The organism is Curtobacterium sp. LFS084, assembly GCF_047977705.1.
Classification (GTDB): domain Bacteria; phylum Actinomycetota; class Actinomycetes; order Actinomycetales; family Microbacteriaceae; genus Curtobacterium.
Map to the genome: position 1 here is coordinate 12,560 of NZ_JBFPFM010000012.1, position 25,268 is coordinate 37,827.

At 62.8% G+C, this 25,268-nt stretch carries 29 protein-coding genes and 1 tRNA gene; 26 read left to right on the top strand and 4 right to left on the bottom strand.

Annotation, left to right across the window (positions count from 1 at the left end):
* The first annotated feature begins 521 nt into the window (after positions 1–521).
* From ACNQOV_RS08905 to ACNQOV_RS08965, 13 genes are all read left to right on the top strand, one after another.
* Positions 522–2,213, top strand: a complete 1,692-nt coding sequence (locus tag ACNQOV_RS08905) for a hypothetical protein (protein WP_416394212.1) — start codon at positions 522–524, stop codon at positions 2,211–2,213.
* Positions 2,214–2,231: 18 nt separating this feature from the next.
* Positions 2,232–3,743: a phage portal protein gene (locus ACNQOV_RS08910; protein WP_416394213.1), complete on the top strand. Its 1,512-nt coding sequence runs from the start codon at positions 2,232–2,234 to the stop codon at positions 3,741–3,743.
* A 19-nt stretch (positions 3,744–3,762) separates the two neighbouring features.
* Positions 3,763–4,950 carry a hypothetical protein gene (locus ACNQOV_RS08915; RefSeq protein WP_416394214.1) on the top strand — a complete coding sequence of 396 codons (1,188 nt, stop codon included), beginning with the start codon at positions 3,763–3,765 and terminating at the stop codon, positions 4,948–4,950.
* A 64-nt stretch (positions 4,951–5,014) separates the two neighbouring features.
* A complete protein-coding gene (locus ACNQOV_RS08920) occupies positions 5,015–5,602 on the top strand; it encodes a hypothetical protein (RefSeq protein WP_416394215.1) in 588 nt (195 codons plus the stop codon).
* A 17-nt stretch (positions 5,603–5,619) separates the two neighbouring features.
* Positions 5,620–6,555 (top strand): phage major capsid protein, encoded by a 936-nt coding sequence (locus tag ACNQOV_RS08925; protein ID WP_416394216.1) that lies wholly within the window; start codon positions 5,620–5,622, stop codon positions 6,553–6,555.
* Positions 6,555–6,704, top strand: a complete 150-nt coding sequence (locus tag ACNQOV_RS08930; protein WP_416394217.1) for a hypothetical protein — start codon at positions 6,555–6,557, stop codon at positions 6,702–6,704. The genes ACNQOV_RS08925 and ACNQOV_RS08930 overlap by 1 nt, the downstream gene beginning before the upstream one ends.
* Before the next feature lie 8 nt (positions 6,705–6,712).
* A complete protein-coding gene (locus tag ACNQOV_RS08935) occupies positions 6,713–7,270 on the top strand; it encodes a hypothetical protein (protein WP_416394218.1) in 558 nt (185 codons plus the stop codon).
* Positions 7,267–7,665 carry a DUF6093 family protein gene (locus tag ACNQOV_RS08940; RefSeq protein ID WP_416394219.1) on the top strand — a complete coding sequence of 133 codons (399 nt, stop codon included), beginning with the start codon at positions 7,267–7,269 and terminating at the stop codon, positions 7,663–7,665. The genes ACNQOV_RS08935 and ACNQOV_RS08940 overlap by 4 nt, the downstream gene beginning before the upstream one ends.
* Before the next feature lie 12 nt (positions 7,666–7,677).
* The gene (locus tag ACNQOV_RS08945) at positions 7,678–8,061 is read left to right on the top strand and encodes a hypothetical protein (RefSeq protein ID WP_416394220.1); all 384 of its coding nucleotides are present in this window, start codon (positions 7,678–7,680) and stop codon (positions 8,059–8,061) included.
* A gap of 442 nt (positions 8,062–8,503) precedes the next feature.
* Positions 8,504–8,650, top strand: coding sequence for a hypothetical protein (locus ACNQOV_RS08950; protein ID WP_416394221.1), 147 nt, complete (start codon positions 8,504–8,506; stop codon positions 8,648–8,650).
* 83 nt (positions 8,651–8,733) lie between these two features.
* Positions 8,734–9,264 (top strand): hypothetical protein, encoded by a 531-nt coding sequence (locus tag ACNQOV_RS08955; protein ID WP_416394222.1) that lies wholly within the window; start codon positions 8,734–8,736, stop codon positions 9,262–9,264.
* Positions 9,265–9,356: 92 nt separating this feature from the next.
* Positions 9,357–9,938 carry a hypothetical protein gene (locus ACNQOV_RS08960; protein WP_416394223.1) on the top strand — a complete coding sequence of 194 codons (582 nt, stop codon included), beginning with the start codon at positions 9,357–9,359 and terminating at the stop codon, positions 9,936–9,938.
* A gap of 104 nt (positions 9,939–10,042) precedes the next feature.
* Complete coding sequence (locus ACNQOV_RS08965; RefSeq protein WP_416394224.1) at positions 10,043–10,375, top strand: hypothetical protein; 333 nt, start codon at positions 10,043–10,045, stop codon at positions 10,373–10,375.
* Between the two features lie 6 nt (positions 10,376–10,381).
* Here ACNQOV_RS08965 and ACNQOV_RS08970 read toward each other — a convergent pair whose 3' ends face one another.
* The gene (locus tag ACNQOV_RS08970; RefSeq protein ID WP_416394225.1) at positions 10,382–10,648 is read right to left on the bottom strand and encodes a hypothetical protein; all 267 of its coding nucleotides are present in this window, start codon (positions 10,646–10,648) and stop codon (positions 10,382–10,384) included.
* Positions 10,649–10,692: 44 nt separating this feature from the next.
* Between ACNQOV_RS08970 and ACNQOV_RS08975 the strand changes: the two genes are divergently transcribed.
* The 10 genes from ACNQOV_RS08975 (at position 10,693) to ACNQOV_RS09020 (ending at position 21,772) form a co-directional block, all read left to right on the top strand.
* On the top strand, positions 10,693–14,706 hold the full coding sequence (locus ACNQOV_RS08975) for a phage tail tape measure protein (RefSeq protein WP_416394226.1): 4,014 nt from the start codon (positions 10,693–10,695) through the stop codon (positions 14,704–14,706).
* Complete coding sequence (locus tag ACNQOV_RS08980; protein WP_416394227.1) at positions 14,703–16,085, top strand: hypothetical protein; 1,383 nt, start codon at positions 14,703–14,705, stop codon at positions 16,083–16,085. Before ACNQOV_RS08975 ends, ACNQOV_RS08980 begins: the two co-directional genes overlap by 4 nt.
* Positions 16,086–16,094: 9 nt before the next feature.
* Complete coding sequence (locus ACNQOV_RS08985) at positions 16,095–17,186, top strand: hypothetical protein (protein WP_416394228.1); 1,092 nt, start codon at positions 16,095–16,097, stop codon at positions 17,184–17,186.
* 9 nt (positions 17,187–17,195) lie between these two features.
* Positions 17,196–18,320: a hypothetical protein gene (locus ACNQOV_RS08990; RefSeq protein ID WP_416394229.1), complete on the top strand. Its 1,125-nt coding sequence runs from the start codon at positions 17,196–17,198 to the stop codon at positions 18,318–18,320.
* Positions 18,313–19,218, top strand: a complete 906-nt coding sequence (locus tag ACNQOV_RS08995) for a hypothetical protein (protein WP_416394230.1) — start codon at positions 18,313–18,315, stop codon at positions 19,216–19,218. Before ACNQOV_RS08990 ends, ACNQOV_RS08995 begins: the two co-directional genes overlap by 8 nt.
* Before the next feature lie 58 nt (positions 19,219–19,276).
* Positions 19,277–20,059 (top strand): hypothetical protein, encoded by a 783-nt coding sequence (locus ACNQOV_RS09000; protein ID WP_416394231.1) that lies wholly within the window; start codon positions 19,277–19,279, stop codon positions 20,057–20,059.
* A complete protein-coding gene (locus ACNQOV_RS09005) occupies positions 20,059–20,424 on the top strand; it encodes a hypothetical protein (RefSeq protein ID WP_416394232.1) in 366 nt (121 codons plus the stop codon). Before ACNQOV_RS09000 ends, ACNQOV_RS09005 begins: the two co-directional genes overlap by 1 nt.
* 14 nt (positions 20,425–20,438) lie before the next feature.
* A complete protein-coding gene (locus tag ACNQOV_RS09010; RefSeq protein ID WP_416394233.1) occupies positions 20,439–20,903 on the top strand; it encodes a hypothetical protein in 465 nt (154 codons plus the stop codon).
* On the top strand, positions 20,900–21,373 hold the full coding sequence (locus ACNQOV_RS09015; protein ID WP_416394234.1) for a hypothetical protein: 474 nt from the start codon (positions 20,900–20,902) through the stop codon (positions 21,371–21,373). Before ACNQOV_RS09010 ends, ACNQOV_RS09015 begins: the two co-directional genes overlap by 4 nt.
* Positions 21,374–21,505: 132 nt before the next feature.
* The gene (locus ACNQOV_RS09020) at positions 21,506–21,772 is read left to right on the top strand and encodes a hypothetical protein (protein WP_416394235.1); all 267 of its coding nucleotides are present in this window, start codon (positions 21,506–21,508) and stop codon (positions 21,770–21,772) included.
* Between the two features lie 19 nt (positions 21,773–21,791).
* Here the strand turns inward: ACNQOV_RS09020 and ACNQOV_RS09025 are convergent, their stop codons facing one another.
* Positions 21,792–22,364 carry a GNAT family N-acetyltransferase gene (locus tag ACNQOV_RS09025; RefSeq protein ID WP_416405903.1) on the bottom strand — a complete coding sequence of 191 codons (573 nt, stop codon included), beginning with the start codon at positions 22,362–22,364 and terminating at the stop codon, positions 21,792–21,794.
* A 550-nt stretch (positions 22,365–22,914) separates the two neighbouring features.
* Positions 22,915–23,205: a hypothetical protein gene (locus ACNQOV_RS09030; RefSeq protein ID WP_416394237.1), complete on the bottom strand. Its 291-nt coding sequence runs from the start codon at positions 23,203–23,205 to the stop codon at positions 22,915–22,917.
* A gap of 100 nt (positions 23,206–23,305) precedes the next feature.
* Here ACNQOV_RS09030 and ACNQOV_RS09035 point away from each other — a divergent pair, with 100 nt between their 5' ends.
* From ACNQOV_RS09035 to ACNQOV_RS09045, 3 genes are all read left to right on the top strand, one after another.
* The gene (locus ACNQOV_RS09035; RefSeq protein ID WP_416394238.1) at positions 23,306–23,902 is read left to right on the top strand and encodes a hypothetical protein; all 597 of its coding nucleotides are present in this window, start codon (positions 23,306–23,308) and stop codon (positions 23,900–23,902) included.
* 25 nt (positions 23,903–23,927) lie between these two features.
* Positions 23,928–24,767 carry a hypothetical protein gene (locus tag ACNQOV_RS09040; RefSeq protein ID WP_416394239.1) on the top strand — a complete coding sequence of 280 codons (840 nt, stop codon included), beginning with the start codon at positions 23,928–23,930 and terminating at the stop codon, positions 24,765–24,767.
* Between the two features lie 102 nt (positions 24,768–24,869).
* On the top strand, positions 24,870–25,148 hold the full coding sequence (locus tag ACNQOV_RS09045; protein WP_416394240.1) for a helix-turn-helix domain-containing protein: 279 nt from the start codon (positions 24,870–24,872) through the stop codon (positions 25,146–25,148).
* Positions 25,149–25,187: 39 nt separating this feature from the next.
* Here the strand turns inward: ACNQOV_RS09045 and ACNQOV_RS09050 are convergent.
* Positions 25,188–25,261, bottom strand: a tRNA-Leu gene (locus ACNQOV_RS09050).
* Between the last annotated feature and the right edge of the window lie 7 nt (positions 25,262–25,268).

Here is a 25,268-nt window from a genome sequence, read left to right on the forward strand (position 1 = left end):
GCCGGATCGGGCAAGCCGACCGGGTCAACACGGTGCGCGCAATGCCTGCCGATAGGAGATGGTCGCTGTGACGAAGGGTGGCGCTCGGAATCGTTCCGGGCCTCAGCCGGACCCGACTTCGGGTCGTTCTGAGGCTCGAGGACTCTCGTTCTCTGAACTGCCGCGCGAGGGGTACCGGGGCAATGTCCCGCCGTGCCCGCTGCCGGAAGTGTCTCGCCGTGAGCTCGACGTGTGGTCGCTGGTCTGGTCGTTCCCGCAGGGGGCGGCGTGGGCTGCTGAACCGTGGCGGCAACTCGCTGTCTCGCAGTACGTGCGACTCGCGGTTCGTGCGGAAGACCCGGAAGCGCCGGCCTCGCTGGTCGCTTCCCTGCACCGGTTCGCGGATCAGATCGGGCTGACCCCTGCTGGGCTCCGCGAGAACGGTTGGGCGATCGCCAAGGACGAGGTGAACGAGAAGCGGCAGAAGCGGACGGCGCAGACTGACGCGCCGGCACCGGTTCGACGTCTGCGAGCTGTGAGCAATGACTGACGCTGAGTTCGTCATCGACTTCCCGACGCTGGGCGACATCGCTGAGGCGTGGATCACGCAGCACTGCCGGGTCCCGGATGGGTTCACTCGCGGCAAGCCGATGACGCTGGCTGACTGGCAGTTCTGGTGCACCGCGAACCGCTACCGGATCCGCCCTGATGCAGTGTTCGTCCACCCTGACGACGTCGGCCCGGACGACCCGCCCGTGCTCAATCAGGCGTTCGTCTACAGGCAGACGCTCGTCATTGCGCCGCAGAAGACGGGCAAGGGTCCGTGGTCCGCTGCGCAGGTCGCGTTTGAGGCTGCTGGCCCGTCCGTGTTCGCGGGCTGGGCTGAGGGCGGCGAGGTGTATGCGTGCGCTGAGAACGGCTGCGACTGCGGCTGGGAGTACGCGTACATCGCGGGTGAGCCGATGGGCATGCGGCATCCGTCCCCGCTCATTCAGATCACGGCGACGTCCGAGGATCAGGCGGACAACATCTACCGGCCCTTGCGGGCGATGATCAAGCTCGGCCCACTCAAGAACATGCTGGCGGTCCGTGAGGGCTTCATCCGCATCTTGGGCATGTCGGGCGACGACGACTTGGACCGCATCGACGTGGTGACCGCGTCCGCGAACTCGCGGCTCGGTAACCCGATCTCGGATGCGGAGCAGGACGAGGTCGGCCTGTACACGAAGACGAACCGGATGATCGCGGTCGCGGAGACGCAGCGGCGTGGTGCTGCCGGCATGGGTGGTCGCACGCATGCGACGACGAACGCGCCGGATCCGTCGCAGAACTCGTACGCGCAGCAGATCATGGAGTCCGGTTCGGATGACGTGTTCATCTTTTACCGCAACCCCGACGAGGTGCTGCGGGACAGGGACGGCAAGCTGCTCCGGTACTCGCGGAAGGCGGATCGTCGGAAGATCCACGAGTACGTCTACGCCGGTTCCTGGTGGGTCAACCTCGACTCGATCGAGGCGGAAGCCGCCGAGCTGATGAAGACCGACCCCGCGCAGGCGGAACGGTTCTTCGGCAATCGTGTGGTCGCTGGCTCGGGCCGTTGGCTGCCCGATGGTGCGTGGGAGATGCGGAAAGCGGACCCGCCAATCGTGATGCAGCCTCGCACTCGTATCTGTCTCGGTTTCGACGGTTCGGACAACAACGACTGGACCGGCATCCGCTTGGAGACGTTGGACTACTACCAGTTCACGCCGACGTACTTCGAGGACCGCAAGACGCTGTGGAAGCCGCAGGAATGGGGCGGACGCGTGCCCCGCTCCGAGGTGAACGCGGCCATCGATTACATCGCGTCGGAGTTCGAGATCGTCCGCGCGTACTGCGACCCGCACATGTGGGAGACCGAGATCGATCAGTGGGCTGCGAAGTACGGCGAGAAGGTGTTCCTGAAGTGGCAGACGTCGTCCGTGGTGAAAATGCACGCCTCTCTCGAGCGGTTCCGCACCGACATCACCGACGAGGACACCCAGTTCCGTCACGACGGCGACAAGGACGCCGGCATCAACGCGAACAACGCGGTGACACGAGCTCGACCGGGTGAGCGCTACATCCTCGGCAAAGCAACCGAGCACCAGAAGATCGACGTCCTGATGTCGTCAGCGCTTGCCCACGAGGCGGTGTGCGACGCCATCGCATCCGGGGCGAACAAGACACCTGACGACGAATACGTCTACTTCTAGCAGCCCCATGGAGGCCGTATGGACGCCGAAGCGGCCCTCGCTCTGACGAACAGCATCTACGCCCGCATTCAGGGGCGTCGACCCGTGTTCGAGAAGCGCGAGAACTACTACGAGGGCAAGCAGCCTCTGACGTTCGCAACCGGGGAGTGGAAGCGAAAGAACGCGGCCCGGTACTCGGGTTTCTCCGACAACTGGACACGTCCGGTTGTCGACGCCGAGGGTGAGCGTGCGCAGCACACGGGCATCAAGATCAAGGACTCTGCCGAGGCCGCTGCGAAGCTGTGGGAGAAGTGGCTGCTCAATGAGATGGAGATGCAGTCATCGCAGGGCTTCGTGTCCACGATGACCAACTCCCGATCGTTCGTCATCGTGTGGGGCAACCCGGACGACGACGAGCCCACGATTTCGTGGGAGCACGGGTCGAACTGCGAGATCGAGTACGACTGGGAGAACCCGCGGAAGCGGGTAGCTGCCCTCAAGACGTGGGCGGACGACTCCACGGAGTACGCAACGCTCTACACGGCCACCGAGGTATGGAAGTGGCAGCGGAAGCGGTCGGAATCGCAGTTGGACTCGGGTTCGCAAGCGGACCAGTCGCGCGTGCGCGGCAGCAACAACGCCAACGGCGGCTGGGTGCCGCGTCAGTCCCCATCGGACAACGCATGGCCGATCCCGAACCCGATCGGTGACGTTCCGGTGGTCGAGATGCCGAACCGGCCGATCCTTGCCGGCGATCCCGTCTCTGAGATCGCTGGCGTCATGGCGATGCAGGACGCGATCAACCTGCTGTGGGCGTACATGTTCCTCGCCGCGGACTACGCGTCCATGCCCGCACGTGTGGTGCTCAACACGGCACCGCCGAAGATCCCGATTCTCAACGATCAGGGTCAGAAGATCGGTGAGCGGCCCGTCAAGATTGACGATCTGTCGGAGAAACGTCTGCTGTTCCTGCAGAGCGAGAACGCGAAGATCGACTCGTGGCCAGCTGCACAGCTCGACCCGTTCACGGAGACCATCGAGACCGCTGTCGGTCACATCGCTGCGCAGACCCGCACGCCGCCCACGTACCTGGTCACGAAGACCGGTATGGCGAACGTGAACGGGGAAGGCCTGAAGGCGTCCGAAATCGGGCTCGTCAACAAGACGCTCGAGTTCCAGACGTATATCAGCCCCGCACTGCGTGAGGTGTACCGGCTCGTCGCGCTCGCAATGGGCGACCAGGCGCTAGCACGGCAGGCGCGGCTGGCGACGATCTCGTGGAAGAACCCGGAGATCCGTTCGGAGTCGCAGCTGGCCGACGCGCTGCTGAAGAAGAAGCAAATGGGCTACCCGCTCGAATATCTCATGGAGATCGACGGGCTCGACCCGGTCGAGATCGAACGGGTCCGGGCGATGATCGAAGCGGAGAGCTTCGACCCGCAGTTGGAACGTGCGCAGAGGGGACTGAGCCAAATTGGCGACACCTCAAGCGGCGGAGACGTACTACCTGCAGCAACAGCAGATCGCGGCGACGACGGCGGCGGCAGCTAGCAAGCTGTTCCGCCACCGAATGACGGACGACTTCGACCGGTCATGGGCGAACACTCGTCCAGGCATGTTGTCGCTCGTCCAGACGGCGCGTGCAGCCGCTGCGGCGTCGGCACTGACGTACCTCCCTGCGGTTCTCGACGAGACGGATCAGCGAGGCGACCCGGTCGGTGTCATCGACACTGCTGGGTTTCTCGCAACCGCCCCAGATGGCCGCGACATGGGCGTCCTGCTTGACGAATCGACGATTCGCGCCAAGCAAGCCGTCGCCCGTGGTGCAACCGCTGCAGATGCGCTCGCTACGGCTGGCACCTGGCTGACGGGCACACTGCTGACGGTCATGGCGGACACGGGTCGTGGCGTCGTCGCGGCAGACATTGCGCAGCGGCCAACGGTCACCGGGTACGTACGGATGCTGAACCCGCCGTCCTGCGACCGGTGCGCGATCCTCGCCGGCAAGTGGTACCGGTGGAACGAGGGGTTCGCCCGTCATCCTCGCTGCGACTGCCGGCATATCCCAGCGTCGGAGGACATGGCCGGCGACCTGCGCACCGACCCGTACGCGTACTTCAAGTCGCTCAGCACCGCCGACCAGTACCGACTGTTCGGGAAGTCGAACGCGCGGGCGATCAACGAGGGTGCAGACATCTACCGTGTCGTCAACATCAACACACGCGGGCTCGCCACGGTGAAGTCGGCCCGGAAGTACGGCACCCCGCACCGGATGACGCCGGACGACATCTTCAAGGTGGCCGGCACCCGGACGAACGCGATCCGGCTGCTCGAGCGTGAGGGCTACATCACCGGCCCGCAGGTCCGCGGCGGCAACATCCGCGGACAACTCGAGGGCTACGGGCAGCTCGGAAAGGGCGGCAAGGCGCGTGCCGCAACTGACGCTGTCCGTACCGCGCGACGCACGGGCGAGCGTGACCCGCTGAACCGGTACACGATGACCGCCGCGGAGCGCCGCCTTTACGACGCGAAGGTGCGTCTCGACGTCGCCAGGACTGGCGTCTACCCGCGGTCGATCGGCGCGAACTCTGCCGACAAGTACGTGCGGCCGGAACCAATCACGCCCCGCCAGTTGGAACTCATCGAGCAGCAGTACCGCGACGAGGTCGCGAAGCTGCGCCCCGCTGTCGGCTCCGGCATGCGCCCCGCCCCTCCCTCGGTTCTGCGGCTCGCGCAGCTGCTGCAGATCCACTACTGACTTCCCGCACCGTGCGGGGATACCAGACCGCGCAATGCGGTCTTGACCCAAGGAGCAATTCCTGATGCCGGATTCGACGACCGACGACACCAACGTCGACACCACCAACGAGAACGAGGACAACGACCAGCACAATGACGACACCGAAACCGGTGCCGCTGAGCTGGGAGACGCCGGTAAGAAGGCGCTCGACGCCATGAAGGCGAAGTGGAAGACGGAGCGGGACAACGCCCGTGCTGCGACCGCTGAGCTCGAGCGTTTCAAGGCCGAAGCGGAGTCGCGGGGCAAGCCCGCAGATGAGCAGGCGATCGACGCAGCACGCCGTGAAGCGGTCGCGGAAGCACTCGGGAAGGCGAACGACCGGATCGTTCGAACCGAGATCCGGGCCGCCGCGAAGGGCAAGCTGGCCGACCCCAACGACGCGTTCCAGTTCATCAACGTTGGCGACATCGACGTGGACGACGAAGGCAACGTCGACACCGACGCACTGGACGAGGCGATCACCGATCTTCTCGCCCGTAAGCCGTACCTCGCGGCAGAGACCGGACGCCGATTCACCGGCTCCGGCGATCAGGGCACCAAGGGCGGCAAACAGCCGCCCGCGAAGCCCGACGCTAACACGCTGCTGCGCGCGGCATTTCACAAGGACTAGACGAAAGGAAGCCACTCATGGCTGACATCTCTCGCGCTGATGCCCTTGCCCTCCTTGCGGAGCAGGACATCAACGAAATCATCTCGGCGGACACCTCCCAGTCCGCAGCTCTCGCGTCGTTCCGTACGGTGCGCATGGCGAAGGGCACGGCTCGCATGCCGGTCCTCTCCGCTCTGCCCACTGCCGGGTGGGTGCAGGAGTCCGCGACCTCGAACGCTGGCGTCAAGCCGACGAGCAAGGTCGAGTGGGAGAACAAGCAGCTGATCGCTGAAGAGATCGCTGTCATCGTTCCGATCCACGAGAACATCCTCGATGATTCCGACTTCGACATCTGGGGCGAGGTCAAGCCGCTCGTGTCGCAGGAGTTCGGTCGCGTTCTCGACTCCGCGGTGTTCTTCGGCGTCAACAAGCCCGCCACGTGGGACTCCGCGGCGATCGTGCCCGGTGCTATCGCGGCTGGCAACTCGTTCACCGCTGGTTCCGAGGCGACCGGCCCGAAGGATCTGGCTGAGGACATCAACCAGACCATGGCGCTCGTCGAAGACGACGGTTTCGACGTCAACGCGGCGTACACCGGTCGTTTCCTCCGCTCGCGTCTGCGTGGTCTGCGCGACGCCAACGGGCAGCCGATCTACCTCGACAACCTGCGCTCGGACGGGTCGACCCCGTCGATCTACGGCCAGGACCTGTTCTACGTCGGCAACGGCTCGTTCAACAAGACGGCCGCGACCGCCATCGTCGGTGACTCGTCGAAGGCGATCCTCGGTATCCGTCAGGACGTGCAGGTCAAGCTGCTCACCGAGGCCACCGTGGGCGGCATCAACCTGGCCGAGCGCGACATGGTCGCCATGCGGTTCAAGTTCCGCGTCGCGTACTCGGTCGCCACGCCGATCACCCCGGACCAGGGCGCGAACCCGTACCCGTTCGGCGTGCTCGTCCCGGCTGCTGGCTGATGCCGGCGTACCGCTCGCCGTCCGGTGAGGTGCTTGACATCCCGGACGGCGGTACGGCCGCGATCGAAGCGCTCGGCTGGGAGCCGGTGGAAGCGAAGCCGGCTCCCATCAAGCGCGGGCGACCCCCGAAGAAGACCGACGAGTCCTAGGAGCCATGGTGGACGCATTTGCAACTGTCGATGACCTCGAGACGCGGCTCGGTCGTTCGTTCACGGACGACCGGCGATCGCAGATCCAGGCGCTGCTTGAGGATGCGTCCACCTACCTCCGTGACGCGATCGGCCAGCAGGTCTATCCGCAGTCCACGACGACGTTCACGGCGTGGCCGGAGAACGGGCGGGTAGTTTTGCCGCAGCAGCCCGTAACGGCCGTTAGCGGGGCGCACAGAGCCGGGCAGGCAGTCTCGTACTGCCGTACACCGGAGGGAGTCACGGTCGCCGGGGACAGCCCCGTCGACATCACGTTCACCTTCGGCTATGCGGAAGCACCGGACGGTCTCAGACGTTGGACGTGCGTGCTGGTGTCGCAGACGCTGACGACGATGGAGCTCAACCTGGGGCTGTCCGCTGGCGGGCTGTCTTCGGTCGGTATCGACGACTTCCGGGCCGCCTTCGCGGACGGTGGCGCGTCGACCGGTATGGCGCTCACCGAGTCAAATCAGCAGCGGCTTCGGGAGCAGTACGGGTCCACCGTCCACGTCGGGAGCATGCAGTGAGCATCATCACCGGCACGCTGACGATGGGCCGGCGCTGGGCGGAAACGCGAATGACGGACACCTGCCGAATCACACGGCAGGTGAAGGGGCCGCAGAACGAACAGACCGGCAAAACCGTCTTGGTTCCCGAGACAGTCTACGAAGGCCCATGCGAGTTCAAAGCGGAGCAGGTGCAGGCGACTGACACGGAGCAATCCGGTCAGCTGCTCGTCACTCAGGACGCAACGCTCAAACTGCCAATCGCGACGTCGACCGCAGTCACGAAGGGCTACGACGTGGAGATCCTCACGTCGCTGACTGATCCGGGCCTCGTCGGTGTTCGCGCTCGCGTCGTCGGCCCGTTCGCTTCTGCGTACACCACGGCGCGCCGATTCCCGGTCACCGTCACCACTTAGGGGGTTCGACTGATGTCTGCTGACGACTTCACGAAGCTCGTTCATGACTTGGGGGAAGTGCCGGCGAACGCCGGGGAAGGCCTCGACAAGGCCGTGCAGGTGTCCGCGCACAACATCAAGGATGCGTGGGCAGACAAGCTGGCTGGTGCTCCGAACCTGCCCCACGGTTCACGGACGATCACCTACGAACTGAAGCGCACCCGTCAGTCCCGTTCTGCGGACATCGGAGCGGAACGAGGCCGATCGCAGGCCCGCTTCGTGAAGGTGGTTGAGACGGGCGCTCCGACACTCGGAGCGCGCGGCTACGGCGCGGGAGCGCTTGCTGAGGAAGCCCCGGGCTTCGAACGAGGCTGCGAAATTGCGATCGATGCCGCGCTGCGGAAGGCGGGCCTGTGAGCAGGGCAGAGACGGCGGGACTTGTTTCCGCACTGCAGCTCGACCCGGAGCTTGTTGTGCACGAGATGCACGCGCCTGACAAGGCACCAACCCCGTACGTGCTTGTACGGCCGGGACGGACGACAGACACGCAGGAACGGCTGTCGGGCAGTTACGCGGTGCGGACGCCCTCATGGACCGTCATGGCCGTGGGCGCTGACGTTCTCGAGTGCCAATGGGCCGTCGAGCACATCGATGCCGCGTTGCGTCCAAACGGGTGGGGCGTCATTCCCGTTGTAGCGGATCGCAAATGCGACCCGATACGCCGAGATGTTCTGCACGAGATTGACTACGACGATGACACATCGCCGCCGTTGATCTACCAGGTAGCGGAATACAGTTTCCGTTCCTCACCCATCCCAAACCCCGCTTAGTGCGGGGTTTTTGCATGTAAGGAGTTCGCATGCCAGAGCACGTCATTGTGATCGGACCGCACGGCCGGCACATGAATATTCACCCGGCCATTCAGGCGGCTTTCCCCGACCGGTACCCACTCGTCATTGAATCGCCGAAGCCGGACCGGTCGGATAAGTCCGACAAGGGCGAGTAACCGCCCCTCACCTGTCCCCTCTGGGGCATCAATCGGTCTTTCGGACAGTCCGGGGCCGCATCTTCAATCCAAAGGAGACAACATTGTCTATCACTAAGGGAGGCCAGCAGGCCCTTTCGGTACAGACCGATGGCAACCTGCTCGTCATGATCGCCCCTGCCAGCGTGCTTACTGCAGGCAAGGCGCTCAGCGACCTCAAGGTTTCGGACCTCGCCGCGAACACGTTCGTCGACATCACCTACGACCTCACTGCCGGTTCCGGCTGGGCAGAGGGCCGCTCGGAAGAGTCGATCAACGACGACCGCCTGACGTCTCCGCAGACGTTCACGCAGCCGGGACGGGAGTCGAACAACCTGACGACGCAGTACGTCTACGGCGACGATTCCGCCGTTGCCGACCCGCTGCTCGTCGAGAAGGAGACGTTCGTCGCAGCTGTCCGCTGGGCAGTGCCCCACGACCAGGACATTGCCGCTGGCGACAAGTTCGACCTCTGGTACATCAAGGCCGGCATCAAGACCCGCGACCAGGCGGCTGCGAACGCGGTGTTCACGAAGACGCAGGTCTTCTACCCGCAGCGCAACGTCGTCCGTGACCACGTGCTCACCTCTTCCTAGGCAGAGCACGCACTACCCCCGTGCGGGCGGACCTCACCCCGCCCGCACGGGTTCCCCTTGTTCGGTGAGGCTTTCTGGTGAGGAACAGACTTATGGCATTTGAAGATCGACTCAAGGCCGCGACGAAGCGAGTTGAGGAAAAGGGCCGGCCGTCCAAGATTGTGACGGTGACGCTCGACAGCGAGGTATCGGACAAGCTGCAGGAGCTCGAAGCACGACTTGAGGACGAAAAGCAGAAGCCGCAGGACGGGCGACTGGCAAAGAAGTCCCCGATCGCGCTGCTGCTCGAAGAGATTGAGCAGGTGAAGGCAGAGTTTGAGGGAACGCTTGTCGACCTCAAGTTCACCCGCATGCTCGGTCCCGACTGGGGCGACATCACGATTGTGAACCCGCCCCGAGACGATTCGCTTCCCGACCGCGTCGTTTTTGGCTACAACTTCCACGCGGTGACCAGACTCGCAGCAATCCGCTCCGGAAAGCTGCTCGAGGACGGTGAGGAAAAGACCCTTACCGAGGATCAGTGGAACGAGCTTTTCGCCCTGCTGTCGGGCAAGGATCACGAGAACGTCGCGAATGCGGTGTACACCCTCAATGAGGGCGACACCAACCGGGCGGTGGAGGTGGGAAAAGCGCTGCGCGCCGCAACCCACGACTCCGAGACGAAGTCCGACTAGCGGTCAAGCTCGGTGTGTCTCCGCAGCGGCTCCGCGGTTGGGAGCCCACGGAGACGCACCGGTTTGTCTACGACGATGACGGACGCGTCGTCGAGGTTCAAACGGTGCGGGAACCGGAGTGGACGCCCGATCAAGTAGCGCTAGTCCTGGGAGTCGAGGCGTACGACAACTCGCTCGGGAAGCACGGGCAGCCGTGGGACGAAGCGGTGTCGCCCGATTCGGACCCGTCGAACATCAATGGCAAGCGGATCTACAAGGCCGGCGTGCCGACCGTGACCCCGGAGGGCGGCACGGTGTGGGCACCGCTAGTTGACCACGCTCAACGAGCCATCGACGAAGCACAAGAGGCGTACAAGGCGAACGCCACTGACGGTACAAACCTGCACGGGCTTGTGTGGCCTGTCGAGGCAGTTGACCGATCGACGTTCACCAGCTGAAGAGGCTCAGGCCCCGGGGGTCGGTGCCTGCTGCCTAAGCGCAGCGTTCTCGCGGCCCGTCTTGACCACTGCCCGGATACCGAGCGTCAGTGCGACGGCTCCAAGCACACCCCAGATGACGACACCTGAGTAGGTGCCGGCCGCTGAGGCGCTGTCCGCGTAGGGGTCACTGGCGACGATCACTGCACGCAGTACGCCGATTAGGGCGAACAGGACGAATGCGCCGCCAAGCGTAATTGCGACGACCGGTCCGGCAATGCTCTTCCGCTTCATAGCACGCACCTTACATCTCCACAGCGAAAGACGGGAGCCCCCGAATGGCCGACAGGCTCGTACAGGTCAGCATCCGCGCGGAGGTTTCTAACTTCCTTGCGGGTGCCGCAAAGGTTCAGGCTGCTACGGAGAAGACGCGCACCGAGGCGCAGAAGCTCGAGAAGCAGGGCGCGGCATTCGAGAAGGTTGGCGCTGGCATCACGACCATTGGTGTTGCTGCTGCTGCTGCCGTGGCGCTCAGTGTGAAGTCGTTCGCCGACTTTGATGCGCAGATGTCGCAGGTGCAGTCCCTGTCGCACGCAACGGCGTCTGAGATGGACACGCTGCGGAACGCTGCGCTGACGATGGGTCAGGGCATCGGTTTCTCTGCGACGCAGGTCGCTGAGGCTGAAACCGAGCTTGTGAAGGCCGGCATCGGCGTGAAGGACATCATGGGCGGCGCGCTCAAGGGCGCTCTCGACCTTGCCGCGGCTGGTCAGATCAACGTTGCTGAGGCGACGGAGATTGCTGCCACAGCGATGACGCAGTTCAACCTCAAGGGCAAGGATCTGCCGCACGTCGCTGACCTGCTCGCTGCCGCTGCGGACAAGTCGCTCGGTGGTGTCGACGAGCTCGGCATGGCGCTGAAGCAGTCTGGTCTGGTCGCCAATCAGTTCGGCCTCACGATCGATGAAACCGTGGGCACGCTTGCGGAGTTCGCGAAGTCGGGCCTCATGGGTTCTGACGCTGGTACCTCGCTGAAGCAGATGTTTCTGCAGCTGGCTACGCCGACAAAGCAGGCCACCGATGCGATGAAGCAGTACCACATCAACGCTTACGACGCGCAGGGCGACTTTGTCGGTATCACCGCTCTTGCCGGACAGCTTGCTGCGGGCTTCAAGGATGTCGATTCGGCGTCCCGCGACTCGGCGCTGGGTATCATCTTCGGTTCCGACGCGATCCGTGCGGCGAACATTTTGCTCAAGGACGGCGCAAGTAAGAACGCTGAGTGGATTTCGTCGGTCAATTCTGCGGGCTTTGCTGCTGCGCAGGCTGCCGGCAAGACCGACAACCTGAACGGTGACGTCAAGAAGCTTGGTGCGGCGCTCGAGACAGGACTAATCAAGTCGGGCTCCACATCTAACGATGTGCTGCGGACGATGGTGCAGAACGTTACGGGTCTGGTCAAGGCATTTGACGATGCGCCTCCGGCAGTGCAGGGACTTGCTTTCGGCCTGACCAGCCTTGTCGCCGTCACTGCTCTGGCGGGTGGCGGATTCCTGCAGATGGTTCCGAAGATCGCTGCGGCGAAGGCCGCAATGAAGGATCTGAACGTCACGCGTGGTTCGCTTGCTCGTGGATTCGCGGCCGGTGGAGTCATCGCAGTCGGTGTCGCTGCAGTCGCGTCCGGTATCGCCAACATGGGCTCCGAGGCGCAGCTTTCCGAAGCGCAGCTGAAGAAGCTGAACGCCGCAATGACGGCTACAGGCTCGAAGGCGCTCAATGCACAGTTCGTCGGTGGCAGTTCGGTTGGTTTCGACCCCATCTCGAAGCAAGTCACCAGCGCTCGAGAGGCCCTGAAGGCTCTCGACGACGACGCGCTCAGCATCAACCTGTCGAAGTTCACGGACGGGCTGACCTTCGGAATCATGCACACGTCGGACACGGCGAAGCGGTTCGAAGCGCAGTTCAAGCAGATGGGTACCACCCTCGCAACTACGGCTGAGGGCGACTTTTCTGCCGCTTCCGCGGGGTTCAACTCGCTCGTCGAGCGGATGGGTGGCGGTGAGGACACCGCTAAGCGGCTGCTCGACCGCATGTCCCCCTACAAGGAGGAACTGTCTGCCCTCGCGAGCGCGGCAGGGAAGACCGCAAGCGAGCAGGATCTGCTCAACCTCGCTCAGGGCAAGGGAAAGCTCGCAGCACAGCTTGCTGCCGAATCCGCTCAGGGTCAGAAGGAACAGCTGGCTGAGCTGTCTGGTGTTGCTTCAGAGGCAAACGAGGACATCTCGAAGCTCGCTGACTCTATTCGCAACTTCGGCTCAACCCAGCTTGACGTCGAGTCGACTGAATCTGCTTTCCAGGCAGCCATCGACGACGCTACGGCATCGCTCAAGGAGAACGGCACCACTCTTGACCTGAACACGGAAAAGGGGCGCGCTAACGCCTCCGCTTTGCGTGATATCGCCTCTCAGGGGATTGCTGCCACGGCGGCGATTGCCGAGAATGGTGGGACGCAGGAAGAAGCTGCCGGCAAGATGCAGACGGTTCGTGACCAGTACATTGCTACCGCACAGAGCTTTGGCAAGACCAAAGATGAAGCAGTTGCAATGGCGGATCAGCTAAAGCTTATTCCGGCGAATGTCTCCACGCTATTCAAGGAACAGGGTGCAGATAACGTCACCAGCAAGGCGAAGGATATCAAGTCCAACGTGGACCGCATTCCTAGTGCCAAGGAAACGAAGCTGCGCGGCGATATCAAGGATGCGAAGGCCAAGCTTGCTGATCTGCAAGCAAAGCTTTCCACGGTTCCGAAGTCCAAGTCGACTCAGCTTCACGCGGAAGTTGCGGCGGCAAAGGCAAACGTTGCATCGCTTCAGGCGCAGCTGAACGGTATCCAGTCGAAGTCGATCACGATTACGACGAATCAGGTGACGCGGGCGACGAAGGAAAACACCGTTGGCATCTTCAAGGCCAGCGGCGGCTACATTAGCGGCCCGGGAACGGGGACGTCGGATTCCATTCCCGCAATGCTTTCCAACGGGGAATACGTCATCCGCGCAGCCGCCGTGCAGAAGTATGGCGTGCACACGTTTGACCGGATCAACGCGTCTAGGTACGCAACCGGTGGTCTTGTTGCCGATGCTACGACGGCGAACACTCGAGCCAAGAACCGTTTCAAGGAGAAGCAGCAGGCTCAGCGCAAGGCACAGGCGGCGTTCAACAAGAGGAAGACCGCTGCGAACCGTGCTCGTTTGCAGCAGGCGCAGCGCGAAACTCTAAACGCGCGTGTTCAGGCGCAGCGAGCGGCTGCGGCCTTGGCTCGTGCGAAGGCGGCTCCGACAGGCGCTGACCTTGGGGACCGCATTTCGTTCCGGTCGGCGGTGCGTGACGGTTCTTATGATGCCGCTTCGGGCGTCCGCGATCTGTATTCGATGGGTCAGGATGCCGGAAAATACACCTCTCGTCAGCGGTCCACGTTCTTGAGCATTGCGAGCAAAAACGAGGTTGCGATGCTCAAGCTCGAGAAGCAGTCGGACCGCGCCGCCGACGCAGTGAGTAAGGCGAGCGACAAGCTCGGCGATCTGAAGTCCTCGTCGACTGCAATGGCGTCGTCGTTGCAGGGGAAGCTGTCGGACGTCTCGTTCGGTAACTACCGATCGGGGAGCTCGTTGCAGCGGGCTCTGACGACTCGTGCAAGCAAGCTCAAGCAGTTTCAGGCGTTGCTGTCCACGTTGCAGAAGAACGGGCTTGCGCCGGCTCTGCTGAACGAGGTTGCGTCGCTTGGCGTTGATGAGGGCCTGCCGCTGGCGAAGTCCCTAACGTCGATGTCGAAGGGTGAACTGTCTGCGATCAACTCGCAGTACAACTCGATCGGGAAGACCTCGACGGCAATCGGCAATCAGGTAGCCGACGCGAACTACGGGAAGCTGATTGACGCTGCGGAACGGCAGCTGTCAGCGGCGAACAAGAACGCGGACAAGATTGCGAAGGCAATCAGCGATCAGTCAAAGTCGCTACAGAAGCTGATCGGCAAGGCGCTTGGTCTGCCTGGGTATTCCGCTGGCGGTTACACGGGCGATTACAGCACGGGCCAGGTGGCCGGTTTGGTTCATGGTCGTGAGTTCGTTTCGAACGCATCGGCAACGGCTCGATTCCGCCCCGTTCTCGAGGCGATGAACCAGGGCCGTGACGTCACCTACATGGACCCGCGCCGGCCGTTGCAGGCAGCCCCTGCAACTACTCCGCATTACACGCAGCAGTTGAACGTGCAGCCCATGCAGCACGTCGACCCCAACACGATGCTGACCGTCCTTGGACGTGAGGCGTCGCGAGCTTTCTCAGGGATGGTGTCATGACGACAGTCACGTTCAGTGGCCTCACGTTCGACGACGAGGCCGACACCGGGTACCGCCTGTCCAAGCTCGTCGGTTGGTATGACGCTGCGCCAGCAAGGTACGAAGCAACGAACCGGCCGCAGGCGCACGGTTCGTTCCGACCAGGAACCATCTACCGCGACCCCCGAGTGGTTTCGGTAGAGGGTTCCTGGTCGGGCACCTCGCTCGAAGATGCCTACGCCGCACGGAACAAGCTCGCGGCCGTGCAGGCAAACGGGATCGAATCGCCGTTCGTTGTTGCAGATCCAGTCGGCCGCACTTCTATCACGGCAGGCATCGCGAAGGCCCCGACGATGGATGACGGCCTGTATCAGCCGTACTTCAAATTCGCCTTCGACGTGATTGCTGCCGACCCTTTCCGGTACGGCGATGAAGTGTCGGTGAGCACCGGCGTACCGACGCCGTCGAGCGGGCTTGTGTGGCCTCTGGGGTCCACTCAGGAGGTCTACTCGTGGACTGGCACTGCCTACCAGTCCACCTCGGTCGCGAAGGTCAACGGGAACACCACAAGGACGAACTACTCGACGCACCCGTCCGCTGAGGACGGGACGACCACGGGATACACGCCCAACCAGTACGGACCGCAGGGCGCGCTCAGCGTGTCGACCGATCGTGTCCGCACCGGAACCCGTTCTTGGAAGTACACGGCGGTAGGCGGCGGCAACGGCGAAGGTGTCTCGTTCTCGGTTCCGGCAGGGCAGCGGTTCGTTTCCGTTTGGGTCTACAACCCGAGCGTCGGCGGCATCGATCACCTCGGCATCACTGGCATCACGACTAGCCAAACCTCGGTAACGCGCACAGCGACGAAGGACGCCTGGGTTCGCCTGTCGCTCGACATGGGGAACACCACTGGCGGCACGGCTGTCGTCTACAACGACGACACAGCAGCCAGTGCCGGACAGGTCTTCTACTGGGACGACGTGCTCATTGGCGACCAGGGTGACTACTTCGATGGGGGTTCGAAGAGCTCTGGTGCGTACTTCAACTGGGGCACTACTGGAATCACCGGGCGGGTGTCTGTGACAAACACGGGCACGGCTACGACTGTCTCCACCTTCTCCGTCACCGGGGGGCTTTCTGGTGGATTCGAGCTGGTTTGGGTGCCAACCGGGCAGCGCATTCGCTTTGAGCGCCCTATCGACGTCGCTTCTGCCGTGCAGATCAACCCGCGTACCGGACGGGTCACTATTGACGGCGCTTCCGACGTCACTGGGTTCCTCACCGCTTCCCAATGGTGGTCGGTCCCTGCCGGCTCAACCGGTGAAGTCCAGTTCACCCCGCTGGGCACTGTGACCGGCACCCCCACTCTGACGGCGCGAACCGCGCCCGCGAACATCTAGGAGCAGCGCATGGCACTCACCAAGGGTTTCATCCAGACCGCCGCGACGACGCCTCTCGACGCCCGTTTCTTCAGCGCTGCGAACGTTGTTCGTAACCCGGACAACACGGTGCGCACCGGGCTGTTGTTTGGCGACTTCAACCCGGTCGCCAAGACGACGAGCATGAACGTAACAATCGCGGATCAGACCGTCTACGTTCTGAGCCGCAGCCTTTCGGACGGCGCGACAATTGTCACGAACGTGGGTGTGGCAACTGTCGCCATCCCCACCGCCCCGTCGTCCAACTCGCAGTACAGCGTCGTCTACGTCAAGCACAACGACACAAGCTTCGGAGACGCCGACTCGAATCCGCTGTTCGGCGTCGTCACCGGCACTGCAGCCGCGTCCCCGGCTGTACCCGCCGTTCCGTCAGGAGCAGTTGCCATTGCGACTGTCCTCGTCCCGGCCGGCGCGACGACGACTTCCTCGTCTGGCGTCGTCATCACGAACATCATCAAGGGCACGAGCACGTACGGGTCCGCCATTCGATACCGGACTGTGTCAGACATGCGCGCGGACGTCGCTAACGTCCTCGACGGTTGCCTCGCGTACATCAAGGGCGACGCGCTCTATTACCTCCGGGGCGGCGTCTTCCGCCGACTCGACTCCAACGTTTTCGTTCACGTGGCGCAGGTCGGTGGCCCCACACAGGGCACTGCTACCTCGCCCGGAACGCTCGGAGGAACCCCGCAGTCTTACCAAGTAAGCGACACTCAGTTCTTTGACGTTCGCACTGACGGGGTGGTGGGGCCAGCGAAGGTTGCCGGTTGGTATGAAGCCACCGCAAACGTCACCTGGGGAAGCAACACCAGCGGTGAACGATTCATCGAAATCACGAACAACGACACAAGCCAGAACCCTCCAATTGCAGATAGGCGTCCCGCGGCGACGACGAACGTGGGAACCACCTCGTCGTCTTCTGCCACTGGTCAGCTGTACCAGTCTGTTTCGGGTCCGATTTACTTGAATGTCGGTGAGTTCATCAAGCTCAAGGGTTGGCAGAATAGCGGTTCGTCGATTGCGTACAACTCGCGACTGCTCGTCAAGCTCATGTCTGTCTAGGGGGCTCTTGTGACGCAATGGTTCATCGGTGATCTTCTCACCGGGAACGTGTCAACGTTCTTACAGCCGCAGTCGGGTTCTTGGGAAACGACGATCAACGAGGCCGGATCGCTTTCAATCACCGTGACATTGCGTGATCCCGATGTTCGGATGCTGAACCTGCCGAATGCTGCAACGGTTGGCAAGTCATACTTGGCAGTCGCCGAGAACGACACCATTATGAATGCCGGCCCGATCTGGCAGCACCAGTACAGCAAGGACGACGGAACGCTGCAGCTGACGGCGTCTGGGATGTGGTCCTACTTCGACCATCGCGTGCTGCTGCCGGTCCTTGCTGCCGGTCAGACGCCGTTGGACGTCGAGACGTACTACGAGAACGTGTCACTGCAGACCATCGCGAAGCGGCTAGTTCAGCAGGCGCAGCAGCACACGAACGGCAACGTGCCCGTGATTCTGCCTGCTGAGGTCGCAGGTACCGAGACTCGCGAGTATCAGGGCGCTGACCTGTCGCTCGTCGGGGATGCGCTGGAAGATCTCACCTCAGTCGAGAACGGGCCTGAGATCGACTTCATGCCGCGATGGCGTGCCGATCGTCTCGGAATTGAATGGCTCATGCGCGTGGGTACACCGTCTGCGCCCCAGCTCTCGAGCCAGTCAACGTATGTCTGGGACTACTCAACAAGGCAGCCGAGCATCAAGGGGCTCACGGTCACTCGCAACGGTTCGCGAGTGACCGGCCGCGGTTGGGCAGCGTCCGGCTCATCGTCTGACGCAACCATGTTCTCGACGTACACCAACAGCAGTTTGCTCAATCAGGGGTACCCACTGCTCGAGGTAGTTGAAGCGTCACGGTCCACGGACGAGCAGTCGGAGCTGGACGCATACGTGCGAGAGCTCGCCCGAGTCGGGTCAAAGCCCACCGAGTTCTGGTCGTTTGAAGTGCAGGCAGATCAGTCGCCCCTTGTTGGCGAGTACAGCAAGGGTGACTACTGCGCGATCAAGATGCGCGGTGATTACTACATTCCCGACAGCCCGCCAGACGGGTACAGGCGACGAATCACCAATCTGTCCGGCGACCACGATGGCAAGTGGATCAAGGTAACAACTGGGGAGGTGTACTCGCTCAATGGGTGATCCGACACCAGACATCACGCGGCTAGATCCAACCGGACTGCGTGCCATGTTCCGCCATATCCTTCGTCGTCTCCGAAACCTCGAGAAGCCGACTGGCCTACAAATCCAGAACGGCAATCTTCGAGTCAAGTCGGTGAACACCAGCGGCGACATGAACGCTGGTGGCAACGTAACGGGCGCAAACGTTTCTGCCTTCGGCACTGTCAGCGGCACCAACGTGAACGCGTCGGCCGGCGTCACAGCGCCGCAGGGGACATTCTCTGCAGGTGTGACGTCGACAGGTACTCGCACGAAGACGCTCACGAATTCTCCCGTGCAGGTATACGTGGATGCTGCTGGGAACCTTGGTGTTTCGGCGTCGACCCTTGCGAAGAAGAATGTCACAGGCCCCTATCAGGTCGATATGGCGAAGTTTCTTGCCGTCGAGCTCAAAACGTGGGCTTACAAGGACAACCCTCAAGCGACCGGGATGGGGCCAATTGCCGATGCGCTTGATGCTGCGGGACTGACGGAATTCGTCCTCTACAACCTCGACGGGACCATTCAGGGTGTTCGGTCGGACATGCTTATCGTCGGCCTCTGGTCTGCCTATGGGCAGTCCCGCAGTGCAACGCTTGCTGAGTTCAACAAGCGGATGGTGCAAACGTTCACCAACTCGTCGATGACCGCGCTCGGCATCAACGCGGAGAAAACCTATGACGTTACGTGGCCGAAAGAGTTCGCTGACACGAACTACGCCGTCACTGCGAGCGTCACGTCGTCGGGCGCGGTTCTCGGTGCATTGTGCGCACTGGTACCAGGATCGAAAACAACGAAAGGCTGCAAGGTGTCAGTGCGGTCGATTGGCATTGCATTGCTAGCAAACAACACACTGACAGTGGAAGCCATTCACGTCTGATTTTGACCTGTTGATTCGGCCGTCCCATCGGGGCGGCTATCTTTCGTTAGGAGGCCGAATGGCCGGCAAATATAGCGTCGGGAAATCCTCATATGGGGATCTTCGCGGAGTCGAGCAGTTCGTCGCCACCCCACGCATCGCACTGCAGGTGCTATCTGTCATCGCGGACTTCAACGCGTGGCAGAAGGAACGCGGCGCGGTTGGGGCGCTATCCGTCAACGAGGGCATGCGCTCGCGGGCGCGGCAGTCCTACCTGTGGGCGGTCCGGTTCGTCCTCGCGATCGTCGTCGCGCCACCGTTCACGTCTCGTCATGACGAGGTGCTGCACGGCAACGCGATCGACTTCGGCATCACCATGCCGGACGGCACGAGCCGGGCACTCACCGCCGCCGAGTTCGCGAAGCTACACGCCCTCGTCGAGGCGCGTGGCGGCACGTGGACCGGCGTCAACTTCGGCGAGCCCTGGCACCACGAGATGGCGACCCGTGCCGAACAGCTCGCCCCCTACCCGGACGCCGCCGACCGAGTCGCCGGCACCGCCCCAATCAGCACCACCAACACACTCACAACGATCGCGGAGACAGAGGACATGATTCGACTGCTGCAGGACCCCACGACCAAGGCGTACAGCCTCGAGAACATGCTCACCGGCGTCGCCGAGCCCGTCCCCACCAAGGCCGATGTCACCGACCTGACCGTCATCCTCAAGGGCAACGGCCGCATCTCCAACGCGCGGCGCGACCAGCTCAACGAGCGGTACTTCCGGAAGGTCGGACCGCTCGGCCTGTTCAACCTCGGCGTCCGCGCCGGCATCTTCACCGACACGAAGGGGAACAGCTGATGGCTGACCACGAAGCAAGCACCGTCGATGTGCAGCCGATCTGGTATTCGTGGCAGCGAGTCCTGCGCACCGCACTCACCACGGCGCTGACCCTGCTGCCTGTCATCCCGCAGGTCGTGCAGATCGTGCAGGGCCAGTGGGACGTGCAGTGGCTGACCGCCGTGTCCGTTCAGGCTGTCGCGATCAACGCAGCACTGACGAAGATCATCGCCATCCCGACCGTCAACACATGGCTGACGCACGTCGGACTTGGTTCCGTGCCGAAGAGCGTGGCTAAGGAGACGGCGGCGGCGAAGAGCTCCGACCTGCAGCCGGCGCAGTTCGAGCCGTCGACCACCGACATTCGCACCGAACAGGGCGACTAACAGTCGGAGGCACCATGAAGACCATCTGGTCTAAAGACGCAATGCCGCTCGTGCCTCCCCGGTTCCGCAGCGTATTTCGGTACCTGCTGCCAGGGATCGACGTCGGTGTTGCCGGGTTCGGACTGTGGTCGTTACTGCTCGGCTCGAAGATCGTCGGGGACTTCACCGTCCCCGTATTCCTCTACGCATGGGCCAGCATGATCCTCGTCGGCGCGATTGTCGCAGTGCTCAGCCTCGCCGCCATGAACGACAAGCTCGAGCTGGTCGGACGCATCATGGTCGAGCTCGGCTTGGCCGTCTACGCAGTGCTCACGGTGGCTTACATCTTCAAGGGAAACGTCACCAGCGCCCTAACCCTCAGCCTGGTCGTGATTCGCATGTACGCATCGCTGTGGCGGATCTTCGACATCATCGGGGAGATGGTCCGAGAGGAGCGTCTGCGTCCACCACCCCAGAGAACGAAGGGGCGGCATGCATGAGCGATCAGGTAGCCATCTCGATTGTCAGCACGGTCGGCATCATGTTCGCAGCGCTCATGACCTACCTCGGCATCCGGGCGAAGGTGCGTTCAGCGCGAGTTGCCTCACTGCCGGACGAGGAAGAACGCATCGCAGACGGCAAAGCGCAGATCGCCGCGGACCCGGACGGATGGGCCGACCGGGTACTTCGTTCCAACGAACAGCTGATCACCCGGGTGGAAGCTGCTGAGAAGCGTGCTGCAGCAGCAGAGACGCGTGCGGATGACGTGCAGAAAGCGTTCGACGCGTTCAAGCGTGAAGATCGCCAACGGCAGGGCGCGCTCGCCCGGTGGCTTGGCCGCATCATGAACGCCTGGGGCGTCGACCACGAGATGCCGTACCCGGAAGGTAACGACGCAGTCATTCTGGCAGACATCATTCCGTTCGCCCTCGAAGCGACACAACCGCGCAGACCCCAGAAGCCCCACTAGAATCGCGACCGTGCCTGGTCCCTCGACTAGACATCGGGGCGGGAAATCACCCAGGTGCGCACGAACGCCCCCATCCTTCGCGGGTGGGGGCGTTTTTGTCGGTTGTCGGCGGGCTACGCAATGATGACGGCTATGGCTTACGTACCCGAAAACCCGACCCGCCTCCGAATCGTCGTCGAAGCAGACATCGCAGTGACGGATCGTGAAGCACTGCTGTCAGCGGCCCTCGCTTGGAACGATGACCTTCACGCCGCTGACAGCACCACGGCGATCATGCAGTTGCTCCGCCTGAACGAAAACGTCCCAGGACTTCGCGTCCTCGGTTCGAGTCTGCTCCCGCGGGCAATCGAAGGCGACGAGTACGTGGCAATGACACTGCCTTCGATGCCTGTGCAGTAGCGAGCATGCTGCGCGTCGGCTACGAGCAGCTCTCCAAAGACGGTTCTCGCACCGGGAGGGCATGACCCCAAAGCTCCAGGCCAGGTTTACCAGTGGACCCGAGGCATTCGAACCCCGCTTCGGCGAAGAGGGCTTTGCTCGGCTCGTTCCGTTCCCAGATGCGTGCGAACGCCTCGCAGCCGAGCCCTTCGTCCCGTTTCGTGGAGGTCAGCGACTCGAGAACATCGTCTAGCGCCTCCCGACCAAGATGCCGCCCTCGACCATCGACATGCACGCCGAGCGCCCGTATCACGAAATCTGTGCCGTCAGAGTCAAAGCCGAAGTGGGTCGCGGCCATCAGCCGGCCGTCTTGAACTCCAAGGCGCACCGCTTCCCCACTCGGCGGAGGCGGACGCAGACCACGGAAGTGTGACTGCACCTCGTACTCCCACGGGAACGGGTGATGGTTGCGGCGGTAGCGATCGTAGTTCTGGCGCTCCGGATCCGCGCAGACGAACTGCTGCAGCAGGAACCTGTGACCGCCGTGAGCAGTCTGCCAGTCGAGTTGCTTAGCGCTCCCCACGCGTCTCGCGCCAACGACGGATCGCTTCACGTTCGACCGACGTCAGGACGGGCGAGCCAGCGCCAGCACGGTGAGCAGCAGCGAGATCGATACGCTCGTCCACGGTCAGACCGTCGTTACCAACCGCGGTGTGTGCGGCAGCGTTGGGACGAGTGAGCGTCGCGGTTGTGGACATGTATCAAACCGTAGTACAGAAAGCTGGAAAGTGTGAGTACGTGCGTACTTCAGTACTCGTTGGTAGCGAACGCGTCTGACGAGACGTTCGCGACGTCGTCGTAGCAAGAATCTCTACGAGCGCGTCAACGGCACAAGCTTACGTCTTCGGCGTCGCGAGCGGCACGTACGGCGTCTCGCCACACCCAAGCGCAGTCACTGACCTGACCGAAGCCCCACTCAACCAGTGCGGCGCGATCCGTGTACGCGATCACGCAAGCTTCGACCTCGAGGATGCGGTCAGGAAACTGCACCCACGCGAGGACTGGGTCTGGTGGGATGACGTCGTAGTCCGGCCCACCTCGGGCAGCTTCGGGGAGGGAGAGAGCTTGCCCGAGCGCCCACCGGTCCCGTCGACGCTTCGCCATCAGCGTGGGCGCTGACGTATGGTGCGGTGGAAGACGCGAGTGCGGCCAACCAGCACTTCCTGTCGCCGTCCCTGCCAGGACGTTTCGACGAGCACCGCCACCTCCGACGTTGCGATCGCGAAGCAAGGCAGGTGCAGTGTCTCCGGGATCGTCTCATAGTCGATGTCTGCATACACCGGCCGGGGCGGATCGATACTGACGAGCGCGCCAGCGTCCTTGACGTCAACCCCAACAGGTTTGTGCAAGGTGACGTCGGGGTGCTCCGCGGGAACCCACTTGTGCTCGGACATGATGCGATGATGCGGGGAACCACCGACACAAGCCGCGGGGTCGACGCGGGACCGCAGCGCTTGGTGGCGCGATCGGCCATCCGGGCGGTAGGAATGCCACATGCACCTACTAGCCGGCAGCCCGTTTTCTCCTGATACTGCATCTGATTGGTGGAACTTTGCCGTCAACTCACTCATCGGGGTCGCCACACTTGCGGCAGTCGCAGTGTCTCTCTGGCAGGCCCGTACGGCGAAGCGAGATGCAGATCACGCGATCAAGGAAAGTAACCGCCTTGCGAAGCGAGAGGATCTGCGCGAACGACAGATCCAGGTCGATGACGTTCGCACCAGAGCGTCCCGGCAGGCGCTCTCTGTTTGGGCGGATACCTGGTGGTTCTCAGGAACGAGCGACACGATGTTCACCGCGCGCCTAACCAACGACTCGGATAATGTCCTGCACGACGTCGAGTTGAGGATGACCCTCCCCAGTGGCGAGAGGTTGACCTGGTCGGCGCGAACGGTGCAAGCCTCGAGGCGCGTCTCTCTGAACCCCGCTCGAGCCGTTGAGGATTACGGCTTGGACGAACTTGCTTCGAACGAGACGCAATTACCGTACGAGATTTGCTTCACCGACATCTTCCGCGATCGATGGCTGATCGATTCAACCAAGCGTGTGCGCCTCCTTGAAGAGGCGCGGTTCGAGTTACCTTCGGACTGAAGGCACCGGGCAGTAGCCTCGTGCCATGGAAACGGGAGAACACTGGGCGTACCGCACTGCGAAGTCCGCTGCTCGATTTCACGAGTCAGTGATACTTGCGGTTGGGGATAAGAAGCCCCAGCGTGTCCGGATTGAGCTAGCTGCAGACGAATGGCAAGGCGAACGCAGATGGGTGTCGCCGGCCCGGCTCGAGGTTCGGTGGGAAGATCGGCACGACTACATCGAGCTCGATCGAAAGATTCGCGCGGCCTCAGCGTGGTCACCTTCGCGCCTGGATCGTCGCACTGCAGAACATGTCTTCATCAGCCTTGTTCCGCTCGAGGTGGCAGAGTTCAACGCCGACAGTGCTGGCACCGCAGTCGTATACGACGTACCCGCCCTAGCTGAGCTGACTGGACTGACCCAGGACGAACTGCGCACTGCCCCAGCTTTCCTGCATGATCAGCACCTCGTGGTGCCCTGGCCAACGACGGAGCGTATCGGCCGCATCGTTGCGGCCAGTCACCCGCATGCCCTACTCAGCCGTATCGAGCAAGAGGAACGCGACGCGAACCACAACGCGTTGCACGGGGTGACGCTCACTGACAATGAGGGAAACGACCACGTACTGTCCCCCGAGAACGCGCGCGAGCGCTTTGAAAAGCGGCAGCAGCCCTACCTGGACAAGCTCCGAGAATGGATCGGATTTGAGCGAGCGGACGAGCTACTCGAGCGGCGGGATCTGCTGAGCCGACTCGGAGCCGCCGCCGCCGTCGCAACGGAAGCACTCGACGCCCTCGAGCCGTCTCAGAAGCGCATCGTTGCGCGGCTGCGCGCTCAGCTTGAGGCGACAATGCAGGGAGTCAACACTCTGCCACCTAGCTGACGACGATCTCGAGTCCGGTCGTTGCCGAACCCAGATGTCGAAGACACTCGCGAACACTGCGACATGCGCCCAGAGTCAACGAAGCCGGCCTACGGTTTGTCGATGGAAGAGAACGCGCTGACGGTTCAGCAGCTGATGGACTGGCTCAACATCTCCCAGTCGAAGGCCTACGAGCTCGCGACCGACCCCTTCTTTCCGAAGTTCAGAGTCGGGCGCGCCTACCGGTTCTGGCCGTCCGAGGTTCGGGAGTACTTCCAGCGAATGGAGGACTTGCGCGACCCCTGGAAGCAGTCCCCACAGTCGCTCGGCCGACGTCGTAGGAGAGACGGCGATGCCTCGTCTCGGGCACGACTAAGCGGCAAAGCGGTGGATAAACGGTGACTGGCGAGCATCCGAGTGTATCTCTTGCCCATCAATCCGTACCCCCGGTGGGACTCGAACCCACAACTCGGCGATTTTAAGTCGCGTGCCTCTACCGATTGGGCCACGGGGGCGGGCCGC